Below are 15381 nucleotides of genomic sequence, written 5' to 3'. Positions count from 1 at the left end.
GTTTTTGTTTTCGTATTTGCTATACCTGCCTCAAAACTAGTCTTGCTCCCGCTTTGCCAGCACCTCCGCCACGCTGGTCCACTTTATTTCAGGGTAGCGGTCATTATCCAATGGCTCCAGTTTTGGCAAACCGCTGAACATGTCGCGCATGTACTGCATACCTTGCCAGGCCGGGAATACCTCGCTGCCGCCAGGGGCGACCGTCTTTGTGACCTTGATGAGAGTATTGAGCAATCCAATTCCACCTACCCGGAGTAGTTTGAATTCCTCTCCTGTCGCTTGGCTGGCGGCCTCACGTAGCCCGTGGGCATTGAGCACATCGCCGGCGATGCGGAGGTAACGCGGTGTGAACGGGTCGAGGGCCGCAGCGGCGGTATAGTCGGCGGTGTTCTGGATGGTGGTGAAATCCATCAGTTGATCCGCGCTGCCATAATACATCACCCGCTTCAAGGGAAATAGCACGACGGGTGCCTGCCCGGTCAGCAGGTCGGTGAACATGCCGTTCAGGATCGATGTCGCGGCGATGGGTGCCTGCTCCAGTTTCGCCTGAAATTCTTTGCGGAGATCCAGGTTCCGGTTGTTCCCGTAGGGGAGTTTGGTGAAGTCGATGGCAAAGTCGGAAGGTATGAAGCGGGGCACACCTGCTGCCATCGCCGCTTTCAGCAGCAGGCTCTGTATACCTACGATGACATAATGCAGCCCAGACAAGGCCGAGACCACACAAGTGGCGCCTTCGCAGGCGCTTGCGAGTGCTGCGGCATCGTGGAAGTCGACTTCACAGATCACTGCTCCTGCTCTTCGCAAGGCCTCCACTTTCTCCCTGTCGCTGCCGGAGCGGACCAGCACCTTTACCTGCGCACCCCGCTCAAGCAATGCCCGGGCGATGCGCCCACCTAGATCGCCGGTGGCCCCTGCCAGCACCACTGTTGCCTGTGCCGGTTCTGTTGTATGATCGTTTGCCATAAAAGCACTTCATATTTTAAACTGTTAACAGGGTTGACGCACAAAGGTTGTGGTAGACGAAACAGTATAGCATTTGGGAGTGGCTTGAATCGCTGATTGGCGTGATTGTATGCACCTCCATCTTCGGCATGTGGATCAGCAACATCGCCACCACCGCCATGATGATCACACTCACCGCTTCGCTGCTGGCTTTCGTACCGGCGGGCCACTATTTCCGCAAGGGCCTGACGCTGGCAATCCTTTCTCGGCCAGCATCGGCGGCCTGATGACGCCCATCGGCTCCCAGCCCAACGCCAATGCCTACTCCACAGTCGAGCTCACCTCGAAGGATTTCATCTCCAACGGCACTGTGATAGGTATATGCAGCCTCTTCATCACGCACATGTACTTCTGGCTGCTCACTTACTTTGGCTTGAGGTAGGTATAGCTTACTGTTGATTAGCTATACCTGTGCATGAGGATCTGCTTCAAAGCAACTTAGGTATAGCGCGCTCCTATTTTCTGGGAAAAACCTGTGTTGGTCTTGTTTTGCGCTGGGTTGGTATAATAGTGAGAACCCGTGTGGGTATATACGCTATATTAACATAGGAATTAGACACTTAGCCTAAGGTACAGCTTTCTCTTGGCGCGCTGTCAGACAGGTATAACTTAATTGCTCAGACCATGGAAAACAAGATGAACTACACCAAAGCTATCATCCTTCTAGTATCAGGTATAGTGGCGCTCGCTGCCTCGTTTTGGTTGGGAGCAGCGCATGGGGCCTATGGCTTTTTGTTGGGTTACGGCTGTGCGGCGGTAGCGGGTGGTGCGCTAGGTATAGGTTATACCTTCTTCAAAAATGCGCAGGCAAAAAAGGAAACCGCATCGTAATTGGTATTGTGCATGGCTGGTAAAGGCGCCCCCCGAAGTAAAAAGTAGCGTTGCCCTTTAGCCATTTCCGCCAGTCAGGTTTAGCCAGTCGCCTTTGGTGAGCGACCTGAAAAAACTGTTGTCGGCCGTTACCAAATTAGTGGCCAGCTGGGATTTGTTCTGCTGCAGGATCTGGATCTTCTCTTCCACGGTGTTGGGGCATATGAGCCGCACGGCAATCACTTTTTTCTCCTGTCCGATGCGGTAGCTACGGTCGATGGCCTGGTTCTCAACAGCCGGGTTCCACCAGGGGTCCACGATAAACACGTAATCTGCTGCTGTCAGATTCAGGCCGGTGCCGCCCGCTTTCAGGCTCACCAGAAACACCCGTATCGCTTCATCCCTCTGGAACTGGTTCACGACTTCGCCCCTGTTGCGGGTGCTGCCAGTCAGGTACGCGTACGTGATGTGCTCCTTCTCTAATTCAACTTTTATCAGATCCAGCATCCCTACAAACTGCGAAAACACGAGTACTTTGTGGTAGCGCGCCACATTCTGAATCTGCTGCAGGAGCACCTGTATTTTGGCGGAGACGTCGGTGAACAGCTTGGTGTCGTCGATGAGCAAAGGCGAATTGCAGATCTGGCGCAGTTTGGTGATGCCGCGCAACACATGCATCGGGTGCTTGGTCAGTTCCTCTTCTCCTCTGGCGTTGATGTAATCCCTGAGCTCCTGCTCGGCGGTGTCGTATACCTGGCGCTGCTCCTCTCCCATCTCGCAGTATAGCACCATCTCCGTTTTGTCAGGCAGTTCTTTGGCTACTTCGGCTTTGGTCCTTCTCAGCACAAAGGGGCCAATCTTCTCCTGCAGGGCCTGTGCGCTTCGCCTGTCCTTGAACTTGTCAATAGGCATGGCATAGGTGTTCCGGAAGTAGGTTCTGGTGCCCAGCAAACCAGGGTTTACAAAGGATAGCTGCGCATAAATGTCGAAGGTGTTGTTCTCGAAAGGCGTACCTGTGAGCACGACCCGGTTGTAGGATTGCAGCAGACAGACCGCCTTGTAGCGCTGCGAGTTCGGGTTTTTGATGTTTTGCGATTCATCCAGGAAGGTATACCCGAAGGTGTATTTCTTCAGAAAGAAGATATCAGAAAGCAATGTGTTGTAGGTCGTGATCACCACATCGTACTCCTGAAAAGCAGCTATGTCCTTCGCTCTGTTAGGGCCGTGGTGAATGTATACCTGCAGGGATGGAGCGAATCTGTTTAGCTCTGCCTGCCAGTTAGGTATAAGCGATGTAGGCACCACCAGCAGATGCGTATGCCGCCCCCGCTTTTCGCGCAGCAAGAGCATGAAAGCGATCACCTGAACCGTTTTGCCCAGGCCCATATCATCGGCGAGGCAGCCGCCGAATTGCAAATCGTCGAGAAAGTTGAGCCAGCTGAGGCCCTGCAACTGGTACGGCCGCAGTGTGGTCTGTAGTCCGGCAGGTATAGGCGCTGGAGAGATGTTCTCCACGTTGCTTAGCTGTGCCTGGTACCACCACAGTTCCTTGTGCACCAGTTCGTCGAGCATATAATCTTCAAACAACTCAGTGAGCACAGCAAAGTTTGTTTTGGGAATCTGCAGTTGCTCTTCTCCTGCTATACCTGTGTCAAAGTAAACTTTCAGCTTCTGGAGCCACTCCTCTGGTATAATGCCCAGGGTGCCGTCATCGATCAGCACGTATTTGCTCTTGTTCACAACCGCTTTCTTCAGCTGCTTAAGCGATGCTTTTCTTCTGCCGAATTTTACGTTCACTGTCACATTGAACCAGTTGAGGCCGCTGTCCACGTTTATGGCAATGTTGGCTTTGTGCTGATTTAGTTTGTTGCCCTGCAGGTCGTTGAAGCCAAGGATGGTCACGCCGTCGGCAGCCAGGTTATCGAAGGCATCCAAAAACCACGCCTCGTCCAGGAACCGATCTTTGTGCAGGTAGAAATAGTCCAGCATGTTGTCGAGCTGCTCCCAGAAGTGCGGGTGCTGCTGGATCAACAGCTTCGTGAAAGCCGTTTCAGCCTCCGTGTTGCGTGCCACAAAAAAGGGCCTTCCCATCTTTTCCTGATCATAGATCAGCTTGTTGGACAGCAGCGGCACCTCGATTTCGCCATAACGCATAAAAGGCTGCAGCAGCACATAGTTTTCCGATTCGATCAGGTAAAGTACCTTTTCCGGAGGCCCGGCAAAGCCCTTGCTCCGCAGCTGAGCCTTGGTTGCCGGCTTCAGGTAGGTATGCTCCACGGGCACGTGCGTCTCCATTCTGGCCAGCACCTGCTGCTGAAAGTGCAGAAAGGAATCGTGCGGCAAACGGAGCTCACCGCCGTGCTTTTTGAAATAGGTTACCACAGAAGGAAGGTGCGGATTAGAGCACAGGTACCAGGCATCGTCCGAAACCAGGAAGTGGCTATACCTGACATTGATGCGGCTAAGGGGAAAATAGGTACCGTTTATAAACAGATCGCTTGTCACACTGAACACATCGCTGTTCAGACCGATGCGCACTTTAAAGTCTATACCGGGTTGTGTGACCTGCACAGGTGTCAGCGACTTCGCTGTTATTTTTTCGGAAACGTCGCTATCGTGGAGGTAGAAGGTATAGCGAAGCGGGTTACGCACCAGCGCCTTCAGGCTGGCCGTATCCGTAGCTGACTTTTCGTAGAAACTTTGGAAACGGGCAATCGCGCTGTAGAACTTCAGCTCCTCCGGCTTTTCGGTTCGCCACACCAGATCAAGCGGATTCAGCACCGTGAATGGAACCTTTAATTCGCCAGTACTGCTCAGGCTGCAGGAGACAAGCTGGGCTCTGAACAAATTGTAGTAACGGTGCCTGCCTATCACGATGATCGTTCTGGTATCGGCAGAGGCCTCCGGTAATTTAGGTTGAGAAGCAAGGTATGCAGCGAAGAGCGACTCCGGGTCGTCGGTGCTGTCAAAAGGTTCGAACGGTGGGTATGACTCTTCCATGGTTGCTTCTCGGGCTGCCGCTATACCTGTAGTATTGACTAGGCCTTATTTCAAAGTTACTAGTTTAAAATAAGAAAGGCCACCCGATCGCTCAGGCAGCCTTTCCTTTTTAAACTTTATACCTCCGACTAGAAGTTATCTAAAGCCGCATTCAACGTTTCACTTGGGCGCATGGCTTTGCTGGTTTTCTCTTCGTTCGGATGATAGTACCCGCCGATGTCAACCGGTTTGCCTTGGGCAGCGATCTGCTCGTCCACGATCTTCTGTTCGTTGTCGGTCAGCTCCTGTGCCAGCTTCGAGAACTTGTCTTTCAGCTCCTGGTTCTTCGACTGCTCGGCCAGTGCCTGTGCCCAGTACATGGCCAGGTAGAAGTGGCTGCCGCGGTTGTCGATGCCACCTACTTTACGGGCAGGTGACTTGTCGTTCTCCAGGAACTTGGCGTTGGCCTGGTTCAGGGCTTCTGCCAGTACTTCGGCTTTCTCGTTTTTGGTCTTGTAAGCCAGGTCCTCCAGCGATACCGCCAGGGCCAGGAACTCACCCAGCGAATCCCAACGCAGGTAGTTTTCTTCCACGAACTGCTCCACGTGCTTCGGCGCAGATCCACCGGCACCAGTTTCGAACAGGCCACCGCCGTCCAGCAACGGAACGATCGAAAGCATTTTAGCACTTGTACCAAGCTCCAGGATCGGGAACAGGTCGGTGAGGTAGTCACGCAGTACGTTACCGGTTACCGAGATGGTGTCTTTACCAGCTTTGGCACGCTCGCAGGTATAGCGCATGGCTTCTACCGGCGACATGATCTTGATCTCCAGGCCGTTGGTATCGTGGTCCTGCAGGTACTTTTCTACTTTCTTGATCAGATTGGCATCGTGCGCACGCTGCGGGTCCAGCCAGAAGATAGCTGGTGTGTTGGTGATGCGGGCTCTCGTAACAGCCAGCTTCACCCAGTCCTGAATCGGCAGGTCTTTGGTCTGGCAGGCTCTGAAGATATCGCCTTCTTCTACTTTTTGCTCCATCAGCGTATTGCCGTCTGCATCCACAATGCGCACAGTACCGGCTGCAGCCATTTCGAAAGTTTTGTCATGCGAGCCATACTCTTCTGCTTTCTGCGCCATCAAACCGATATTCGGAACAGTACCCATCGTAGTCGGGTCGAACGCACCGTTCTCTTTGTTGAACTGGATCACTTCCTGGTAGATGCCAGCATAAGAGCGGTCAGGTATAATGGCCACCGTATCTTTTGGTTTACCATCCGGTCCCCACATCTGGCCAGACGTACGGATAGCAGCCGGCATAGAGGCGTCGATGATCACGTCGCTTGGCACGTGCAGATTGGTAATGCCTTTGTCGGAGTTCACCATGGCCAGCTCAGGGCGGTTAGCCATCTCCGCTTTCAGGTCAGCCTCAATCTCGGCACGCTTGTCAGCCGACAGGTTTTGAATTTTCGCATAAACGTCGCCCAGACCGTTATTGGCATCCACACCGATCTCTTTAAAAGTAGCGGCGTGCTTAGCAAATGTATCTTTGAAGAAAACCTTCACCGCGTGGCCGAACATAATAGGGTCAGACACCTTCATCATGGTCGCCTTCAGGTGCAGCGACAGCAGGATGTTATCTTCCTTCGCTTCGGCAATGGCTTTCTCGAAGAAGGCGTTCAGTTCGGCAACATGCATTACTGAAGAGTCCATTACTTCACCGGCTTTCAGGGCTACTTTGTCTTTCAGTACCCTGGTCTCGCCGTTCGCGCCGACAAACTCGATGCGTACATCGGTAGCCTTGTCTACTACCACAGACTGCTCGCTGCCGTAGAAGTCGCCGCTCTCCATATGCGCCACGCGTGTTTTAGAGTCTGATGACCACTTGCCCATCGAGTGCGGGTGCTTCTTGGCGTACTGCTTCACCGCATCCGCCACACGGCGATCAGAGTTACCTTCGCGCAGCACCGGGTTTACGGCGCTACCCAAAATCTTGGCGTAACGTGCCTTCGCGTCTTTCTCAGTATCGTTTTTCGGGTCGGCTGGATAGTCAGGTATGTTGTAGCCCTGTGACTGCAATTCCTTGATAGCCGCTGTCAGCTGCGGGATGGAGGCACTGATGTTTGGCAGCTTAATGATGTTAGCCTCCGCCGTTTTGGCCAGTTCGCCCAGGTAGGCCAAGTCGTCTGATTGCTTCTGCTCCTCCGAAAGATTGTCCGGGAAAGCCGCGATGATACGGCCGGCCAGCGAGATGTCTCTGGTTTCTACTTCGATGTCGGCAGCTTTGGTGAAAGCCTGAACAATCGGCAGGAAAGAGCGCGTCGCCAGGGCAGGCGCTTCATCTGTGATGGTATAGATGATTTTTGATGATTTTGTCGTCATGTAGATCCGTATTTAATTCGTTAGTTCCGGAGGTATGCCGCTGCTGGTTTTTCTAAACCGGTAAACCGCATTTCCCCCACGCTGGTTAATGAAGCAAATATAAGAGTCTTTTTGTTAAGGCTAAACCTTCGTCCAGTCTTTCCTTTGCACTGTCTGATGCCTGCCATTTCTCAGGATAATTGGACAAAAATCAGACCCTCACAAAGACCAAATGTAACCGAATTTTATACTTCTCGTTTTTAGCCACTGAGCCTGCCTCAATTAGACTTTGCATTACACATTATGTTTTCGAAATTCACGATCACCTCCAGATATTTATTTTTCCTTTCATTTGTCCTATTTTTTACCGCCTGTAACGACGACGAGACCAAGGAAGAAATAGAGCCACAAACTGAAGAGATAACGCTCAGGATCATGCCTTTGGGCAATTCGATCACACAGGGCGGCGAAGTTCATCCCAGCTACCGCTACGAGCTTTGGAAAATGCTGGTAGATGCCGGACTGAAGTTCGAATTTGTGGGTTCCATGGACACGAACTGGTACCGCCAAGCTCCCAACACCGAACATGGCGCTGATGTGGCCTCTCCAAAAATGGGGGAAACCTACAAAGGCCAGACCTTCACGAATAAGCACGAAGGGCATTGGGGCTGGATGACCGCTGACCTCCTGAACGGCTACGCAAACCCGACCCAGTATAAGCGCGACAAAGGCAAGCTCAGCGATTGGCTCAAAGGCTATACGCCGGACGTGGTATTGATGCACCTGGGCACCAACGACATGATCCACGCCAAAACAACTGACGGCACTGTCAACAGAATAGAGCAGATTATCGGTCAGCTGCGTGCTGACAACGAAAATGTCGCCATCCTGCTAGCCAAGATCACACCTATACCTGCGGAGTATGCGAATGTTGACTCAACCCAGCACTTTGTGTCCCTGCTGCCTGGGCTGGCATCACGGCTTACAACTCAAAAATCTCCAATTATAGTGGTTGACATCAACTCCGGTTACAACCCCGCTACCCTCACCTACGATGCGCTGCACCCCAATACAGAAGGTGAAAAATTCATTGCCAAGCGTTGGTACGATGCCATACAGGCAAACAAAGAGACATTGTACAATTTAGCTACACAACGCCACCACCGGGAGGCAGGCCGATAGTACCCGCTGCCCTGAACTAAGCGCAACTCAATGGGGTTGCGCACGTTTTATGAGCTACTTAGTACCAATCACTTAGCCTACTATTTATGCTCTCCCTGCTCGTCCGCCTCCGAAAACAAGCTTACCTCTTTGTCCCATTCCTACTCTTTGGTTTCGAGGCCCAGTCGCAGTCCCAGCCGATCAGGATCATGCCTTTGGGCAACTCGATTACGCAGGGAAATAAGGAGCTTCAGAGTTACAGGTATCCTTTGTGGAAAAAGCTGATTGATGAAGGTATAAATTTTGAGTTTGTAGGTTCACAGACAGAAAATTATACTGGCAACCCGCCATTTCAAGATTATAATGGACAATCTTTCAGCAACCGTAACGAGGGCCATTGGGGATGGCGAGCGGATGAAATACTAAATGGTAGGGATGGAAACAACATTGCTAAATGGGCTGAAGCGCATAAGCCAGATTTTGTACTGCTGCACTTGGGAACAAATGACCTGTTTCAGAAACAATCCATAGAGAGCACCCTTGACGATCTGAGGGGAATAGTTGGAGTCCTGCGAGAAAAGAGCCCAGCTGTTAACATTTTGCTGGCCCAGCTTATTCCGGCCGATCCAGACAATAAAGACCTTGGAGATATTAGCAAGGAGATCCCGCTATTCAATGAACAATTACCAACTCTTGTGGCATCCTTAAACAGTGATAGCCGCTATCCGGATTCGCAAGTGATTCTGGTTGATCAGAACTCTGGATTTAACCCAGCACAAAACCCTAACGCCATAGCAGGCCAGGGCGATTCTTACGATGGACTACACCCCAATAGGCTTGGAGAAGAAAAAATGGCGCAGGTATGGCTCGAAGCCATCCTAAACGAAATCATCATTCCACTGCCGGTGGAGTTACACAGCTTTAAAGGTATAGCCACACAGAGCGGCGTGCAGCTGAACTGGGAAACAGCCTCCGAACTGGACAACGCTTTTTTTGAAGTGCAGCGCGGTCAGTCTGCGACCGAGTTCGATGCCATTGCCCGCGTGGAAGGCGCTGGTACTACCTCGCTTCCTCAAAGGTATACCTATCAGGACAAGAAAGCTGATAACGGCGTGAACTATTACCGCCTCCGGCAGGTAGATTTTGACGGCACTGAAAGTTACTCTGCTGTATTGGCCGTGAGCCTGGCGCAGGCGACTACCGAAGAATTGAGGGTATACCCGACGCGCACCAAAAGCAGCACCCCGGTGACAGTACAGTTGCTGGCATTGCAACCTTCGGAGAAATTCAGCATCTCGATCTACACCCTGGAAGGGAAGCTGGTACATGAGTTTGAAGGGGAGGCGGACAATCGGGGCAATTTCGTTCAGCTGCTCAACACAACCAATCTGCGCGACGGCAGCATGTACATGGTACGGGCATCCCTACCGGGCAGGGCCTTTATCCGCCACCTGATGATCGACCGCTAGGCTATACCTATACCTGACTTTCAGATTGCTCTCTGAGCAGCCGGATCACTTCTTCATCGCTTATCTGCTCAAATTCCTGGTAAAACTGCCCCACCGCCTGAAACATAGGCGGCACCAGCAGGCATACTACTTCATCTACGATGGCCTCAAACTGCTTAATGGCGGCTTTTGGGGCGACGGGCACTGCTATAATAATTTTGCGGGGTTGCTTGTGCCGAGCCATGTTCACGGTAGACAGTAGCGTCTTCCCTGTGGCAATGCCGTCATCCACAATGATCACAACGCGGTCATGCAGGTCAACCGTCTGGCGGTCGCCCATGAAGAGCCGGTACTTCTGACGCAGATTTGTTTTGATTCGCTCTACTTCGGCCCGTATGTATTCCGCGGACACATCAGAGCGGTGATCCACCTCCACATCTTCCAGCGTCACGGCCCCTATCGCAAACTCCGGATTAGCGGGATGACCGATCTTCTTGGAAACGATCACATCCAAGGGCATACCAAGCCGCCGGGCAATAGGCGCCGCCACCGGCACACCTCCCCGAGGTATAGCCAGCACCACCCCTTTCTGCCCTTTGTAGTGCTCCAGCCTATCGGCCAGCAGCTCCGCAGCGATATGCCTGTTGGGTATCATTTTTTTTGATTTGCGAGTTAGTGATTGAGTGATTTTGAATTGTTAAATTGTTGATGGTTGAATTGTTGACCAGAATGAATTAGTAAATCAATGACTTACTCTAAAATCGCTCAATCAATCATTTACCTCATTCACTAACTCACTCAATCACCAAATCACTAACTTTCCCTCAATGGGTGTTGTTTGCCGGGCTCCAGGTATTTGCGGAACCAGTCGGTTGCCAGTTGGGCTGCCATCTCCAAGGCGCCAGGCTCTTCGAACAAATGCGTGGCGTCGGGCACGATCTCCAGATCCTTCAGGCATTGCAGCCGGTCTTGTGCCCACCGGTTCAAGTCGAGCACTTCTTCGTCCAGACCACCCACAATCAGCAGCGTCGGGCTTTGCACATCGGGCAATACCTCACCAGCCAGGTCAGGGCGGCCGCCGCGGCTCACCACCGCATCGATGATATCGCCGCTAAGCGCAGCGGCAGCGCTCAGCGCCGAGGCAGCTCCTGTGCTCGCTCCAAACAGCCCGATGCGCAGGTCTTTGGTGTTCTCATTTTGCTGTGCCCAGGTCACGGCATCGATCAGGCGCGTGGTGAGCAGTGCAATATCAAACCGGTTTTCCTGACGCTGGTCTTCCTCTTCGGTGAGCAGATCGAACAGCAGGGTGGCGAAGCGGGAGCGCTGCAGGTGCTCTGCCACAAAACGGTTGCGCGAGCTGAGGCGGCTACTCCCGCTGCCATGCGAAAAAATGACCAGCCCTTTTGCGTTCTCCGGTATGGACAGATCTGCCGTCAGTTCTGCTTTTCCAGCCTTTAGCTGCAGGCTGTCGTTATAGATGAAATTTCCCATCAAGTTTGTTTTCGTTAGTGAAGCTCTTATAAATTAATTTACGGTCAGGTATAGCAATAGTTAAAAGCCGTGTCCGTACTATCCTTTCAGGTATAGGCTTGATCTGAAAGAAACACCGTATAGAGGCTATACCTGATGTAAAAAGACATGCGTAGCACAATTTTCACTTTCCTGGCCTGCCTGCTCCTGTGGTTAGGTATAGCCTCCTGTGGGTCAGGCGACACGGAGCAGAACATGGCGGCACAAGGCGCCGATGAGAACGAGCGCCTGGAAGATGTGCAGGAGGCACATACCCGTAGGGCAGGCGATCCAGGGCTGGACTCTATTTCCTTCGACCAAGCCTTCTCCATATTTATGACTGCCGTGCAGGCATCTGACACGAGTACCCTCAACCAGTTCATCCATCCGGATCACGGTCTGTGGATCATAGAGCAGCCCGGCGCCATGCCTAAGATGACGCGCATTACTGATATCCGGGAGTTCAGACGTGAATTTCAGGGTAGGTCCTTCTTCACAATTCGGGACGAGGTAAAATCCTGTGACCTGCGTGAGGAGGCCTGGCCGTCCTTCGATTGCGCGGACATGAATTACGACGAAGGCCGCTCGGGCTACAGCAAAGACGGTTGCTTTGTTTCGGACCCTGCCAAGTTCCAGAAAAGTGGTTATTGGGACTACGCCAGCCTTTCGGAGGCAGAAATCAAACAGATCAAGGCCACTTTACCGCTTCTGCGAAGATCCGTGCTGCACACCGCCACCTCTTTTGAGTTTCACTTCGGCCACGTAGACGGCCAGTGGCGCCTGCTCTTCGCCAAACTGATTTACCCTTGCAGCGCTTGAGTTATTCTCGGTTGAGTGATTTAGTGAATGAGTGATTGAGTGGGTTTTGATTGATTGAATAAGCGAATGTATGAACGATGCATTTGTCAATTAATTCATACCGTGCAAGGAGACAGTAGAAACAGACCTATAAATCAAACAGCCCGGCCTCACAAACGTATCCTCAATAAAAAATCACTCAACTACTCATTCACTAAATCACTAACTCTCCCATGGCCTACTACCGCAACTTCGATCAGCCTGCTCCGGACCCTGCCTTGCTGGCCCGCCTGACCGAACAGCAGCGGGAAATGCAGGCGCGCGTCATCATCCAGAAGCCGGCCTTCGATCTGAAGCTGATTGCGGGTTGCGATTCTTCTTTTGTGGGGGAAGACCACATCCTGTCGGTTTTTGTGCTGCTCTCGTACCCAAAGCTGGAGGTACTGGAGAAGGTATGGCATTATGGTGAAGTAGAGCTGCCCTATGTGCCCGGTTTTCTTTCTTTCAGAGAGGCGCCCAACCTGCTCAAAGCCTACGAGAAATTACAGCAGAAGCCTGACCTGATCATGGTGGACGGGCACGGCATTTCCCACCCCCGCCGCGTAGGTATAGCCACCCACCTGGGGCTGCAGCTGAACAAACCTACCATGGGCGTCGCCAAGAAAGTGCTGGTCGGCAGGTATAAGGAGCCTGATGCACCGAAAGGCTCGGTGTCGCCATTAGAGCATAAAGGAGAACTGGTCGGGAACGTGCTGCGCACCAAGGATAAGGTCAAGCCTGTCTTCATTTCCGTTGGCCATTTGATGGATTTACCATCAGCTACCGAGATTGCCCTCGCCTGCGCAGTAAAGCACAAACTCCCCGAACCAACCAGACTGGCAGACCACTATGCGGCCGTCTTTAAAAGTGAGGTGAGATAATATAAAAGACTGCTCCTCTACATTTGCACTTTTCTACAACCTGCACATTAACAGCTTTTTAAAGACTAGCAGACCGACACCCCGTCTCTTTCGCTACGGTTAACTCATCGATCCCCAAAGTTCAAAATCGATTACCTCACTACCTTATTTCCTTCAGGAAACAATTTCTCTTCTTTTTTCTTGTCGCAGTCCCTGGTCAGGTATAGCAAATCCCCTTACGAATACTTTTAGTTGCCAAAAAAGCCTAAATAAAGGCCATTTAATGCCTTTTTCAAGCGATTACCCCTATTCGTCACTTTAAAAGACAGCAAAGATCACTTATTGGGCTGCGCAATGTCATACCCTGCGGAGCCGGGCTGCTTTAGTTTTGCATCATAGAAATAACACAAACAGCAACACCCTTAACCCCTATATCATGAAAAGCCTGAACCCCATAAAACTGCTAAGCGTTTTTAGCCTGCTTTTAGGACTAAGCCTAGGCAACACGCTATTCGCCCAGGACCAGTACAAACTGGCTGGCAAACCCGAGCTTAAAGTAAAGGGCACTTCCACCATACACGACTGGGAAATGACGTCCGCGCAGGCCCAGGGTACAGCCGAAATGATACTGGATGGCGGCACGCTTAAAAACGTGAAGTCCGCTTCCGTGACCATGAAGACTCAGTCTATCAAGAGCGGCACAGGCAAGATGGACGAGATCGCTTACGTGTCGCTTAAGGCTGCCAAGTTCCCCGACATCGTTTTTACCCTGACCTCCTACCGCACCCTGGACAACAACCGCGCCCAGGCTACCGGCAACCTGACCATCGCCGGCACCACCAAGCCTGTCACCTTCAACGTGGAGACAAGTGCTAAAACCGGCACGGTACAGATGACAGGCGAGGCCAACATCAAATTCACAGACTTCAACATTAAACCACCAACCGCACTTTTAGGCAGTGTTAAGACTGGAAACGACCTGAAGCTAATCTTCAAGGCAAACTTCCAGCCTGTTACCTCTTATTCAAAAAACTAAAGAACTTTTAAATACTCAACATCATGAAAAAGATTACACTTTCACTGGGCCTGTTGCTTGGCATTAGCATGAGCGCCTTTGCGCAGATTACCTTATCGGATCTGCCATACGCCCGCCCTTACGATAAAAGGGGACTAAACACCTTCGAGACACCGAAGCAGGACACGATTGGCTTCGACGGCATTAAAGTAAGACTGGGCGGCGGCTTCGCGCAGCAGTTCCAGGGCCTGAAGCACAAGAACTCGGCCACGGCGCTGATGCAGCAGCAAGGCAACAGCGAAGTAAACCTGAACCAGCTGATGCCGATCGAAAACGGCTTTAACCTGGCAGCGGCCAACCTGAACCTGGACGTGGCGCTGGCCGACGGTGTTCGCCTCAACCTGATCACTTACCTGTCATCCAGACACCACCCGGAAGCCTGGGTAAAAGGTGGCTTCATCCAGATAGACAAGGCGGAGTTCCTGAACAGCCCGCTGGTGAATAAGCTCATGGAGAACATCACTGTAAAAGTGGGTCACATGGAAATAAACTACGGCGATGCGCACTACCGCAGATCGGATAACGCTCACACCTTGCAGAACCCCTTTGTAGGCAACTACATCATGGATGCCTTCACAACCGAGATCGGTGCTGAGGTAATCTACCAGTACAAAGGTTTCCTGGCAGCAGGCTCTGTGACAGGCGGTGAGATTCAGGGCGGTATTCAGAGCCCTGGACAGCGCAAGCCCTCTTACATCGGTAAGCTGGGCTACGACAACCAACTGAACGAAGACCTGCGCGTACGCCTGACCGGCTCTATGTACACCACTGCCGGCTCTGTTCGAAACACCCTGTATGGCGGCGATCGTGCCGGCTCACGCTACTTCCTGGTGATGGACCCTGCTAAAGTGGCAAGCGGTGCAGCTGTTACCACAGCCACTCACTTCACTTCTGGTCACATCAACCCGGGCCTTACCAACAGCATCACGGCCTTCGTAGTGAACCCCTTTGTGAAGTTCCGCGGTCTGGAGTTCTTCGGAAACTTTGAACAGGCGAAAGGCAAAGGCAGACTGGGCGCGAACGACGAACCGACAGACCGCACCTGGAGACAGCTGGGCACCGACCTGGTATACCGCTTCGGCAGCAACGAGAACCTGTACGTAGCAGGACGCTACAACGTAGTGGAAGGACGCCTGGCACCGATGGCCGCTACTCCGGATGTGCAGAACAACAGCGTGAACCTGAACAGGGTACAGCTGGGCGGTGGCTGGTTCGTAACCAAAAACATCCTGGCTAAAGCCGAGTATGTGAAACAACAGTACAAAGGCTTTGCTCCGACAGACATCCGTCACGGCGGTGAGTTCAATGGCTTCATGATCGAAGGCGCCATATCTTTCTAACAC

Annotated in this window: 13 protein-coding genes; 8 read left to right on the top strand and 5 right to left on the bottom strand. The window is 52.2% G+C overall.

What is annotated here, in order from left to right; genetic code table 11:
- Positions 1-36: 36 nt before the first annotated feature.
- Positions 37-963 (bottom strand): NmrA family NAD(P)-binding protein, encoded by a 927-nt coding sequence (locus B0B12_RS17460; protein WP_076671563.1) that lies wholly within the window; start codon positions 961-963, stop codon positions 37-39.
- Positions 964-1093: 130 nt separating this feature from the next.
- On the opposite strand from B0B12_RS17460, the gene B0B12_RS20150 reads away from it, so the two are divergent.
- Both B0B12_RS20150 and B0B12_RS17455 read left to right on the top strand, forming a co-directional pair.
- Positions 1094-1384, top strand: a complete 291-nt coding sequence (locus tag B0B12_RS20150) for an anion permease (protein WP_170871904.1) — start codon at positions 1094-1096, stop codon at positions 1382-1384.
- 242 nt (positions 1385-1626) lie between these two features.
- Positions 1627-1833 carry a hypothetical protein gene (locus B0B12_RS17455; RefSeq protein WP_076671560.1) on the top strand — a complete coding sequence of 69 codons (207 nt, stop codon included), beginning with the start codon at positions 1627-1629 and terminating at the stop codon, positions 1831-1833.
- A gap of 57 nt (positions 1834-1890) precedes the next feature.
- On the opposite strand, the gene B0B12_RS17450 is transcribed toward B0B12_RS17455, so the two are convergent.
- Together B0B12_RS17450 and B0B12_RS17445 are read right to left on the bottom strand one after the other, a co-directional pair.
- Positions 1891-4812, bottom strand: coding sequence for a DEAD/DEAH box helicase (locus tag B0B12_RS17450; RefSeq protein WP_076671557.1), 2922 nt, complete (start codon positions 4810-4812; stop codon positions 1891-1893).
- A 128-nt stretch (positions 4813-4940) separates the two neighbouring features.
- A complete protein-coding gene (locus B0B12_RS17445) occupies positions 4941-7169 on the bottom strand; it encodes an NADP-dependent isocitrate dehydrogenase (RefSeq protein ID WP_076671554.1) in 2229 nt (742 codons plus the stop codon).
- Positions 7170-7451: 282 nt separating this feature from the next.
- On the opposite strand from B0B12_RS17445, the gene B0B12_RS17440 reads away from it, so the two are divergent.
- Both B0B12_RS17440 and B0B12_RS17435 read left to right on the top strand, forming a co-directional pair.
- Complete coding sequence (locus B0B12_RS17440) at positions 7452-8330, top strand: SGNH/GDSL hydrolase family protein (RefSeq protein WP_076671551.1); 879 nt, start codon at positions 7452-7454, stop codon at positions 8328-8330.
- Positions 8331-8416: 86 nt separating this feature from the next.
- Entirely contained in the window at positions 8417-9778 is a 1362-nt protein-coding gene (locus B0B12_RS17435) for an SGNH/GDSL hydrolase family protein (protein ID WP_076671549.1), read from the top strand.
- A 7-nt stretch (positions 9779-9785) separates the two neighbouring features.
- On the opposite strand, the gene B0B12_RS17430 is transcribed toward B0B12_RS17435, so the two are convergent.
- Positions 9786-10412, bottom strand: coding sequence for a phosphoribosyltransferase (locus B0B12_RS17430; RefSeq protein WP_076671547.1), 627 nt, complete (start codon positions 10410-10412; stop codon positions 9786-9788).
- Positions 10413-10570: 158 nt separating this feature from the next.
- Positions 10571-11248 (bottom strand): dienelactone hydrolase family protein, encoded by a 678-nt coding sequence (locus B0B12_RS17425; RefSeq protein WP_139337837.1) that lies wholly within the window; start codon positions 11246-11248, stop codon positions 10571-10573.
- A gap of 147 nt (positions 11249-11395) precedes the next feature.
- On the opposite strand from B0B12_RS17425, the gene B0B12_RS17420 reads away from it, so the two are divergent.
- The 4 genes from B0B12_RS17420 to B0B12_RS17405 all read left to right on the top strand — a co-directional run bounded on the left by B0B12_RS17420 (position 11396) and on the right by B0B12_RS17405 (position 15378).
- The gene (locus B0B12_RS17420) at positions 11396-12085 is read left to right on the top strand and encodes a hypothetical protein (RefSeq protein WP_076671545.1); all 690 of its coding nucleotides are present in this window, start codon (positions 11396-11398) and stop codon (positions 12083-12085) included.
- Between the two features lie 212 nt (positions 12086-12297).
- Positions 12298-12984, top strand: a complete 687-nt coding sequence (gene nfi, locus B0B12_RS17415) for a deoxyribonuclease V (RefSeq protein WP_083704283.1) — start codon at positions 12298-12300, stop codon at positions 12982-12984.
- A 415-nt stretch (positions 12985-13399) separates the two neighbouring features.
- Complete coding sequence (locus B0B12_RS17410) at positions 13400-13999, top strand: YceI family protein (protein ID WP_076671542.1); 600 nt, start codon at positions 13400-13402, stop codon at positions 13997-13999.
- A 23-nt stretch (positions 14000-14022) separates the two neighbouring features.
- Positions 14023-15378, top strand: coding sequence for a hypothetical protein (locus tag B0B12_RS17405; protein WP_076671539.1), 1356 nt, complete (start codon positions 14023-14025; stop codon positions 15376-15378).
- Positions 15379-15381: the final 3 nt, after the last annotated feature.

Origin of the sequence: Pontibacter indicus (assembly GCF_900156345.1) — a bacterium.
GTDB lineage: Bacteria > Bacteroidota > Bacteroidia > Cytophagales > Hymenobacteraceae > Pontibacter > Pontibacter indicus.
Note: the sequence above shows the minus strand (reverse complement) of the source record. Positions and strands in the feature narration are given on the sequence as shown.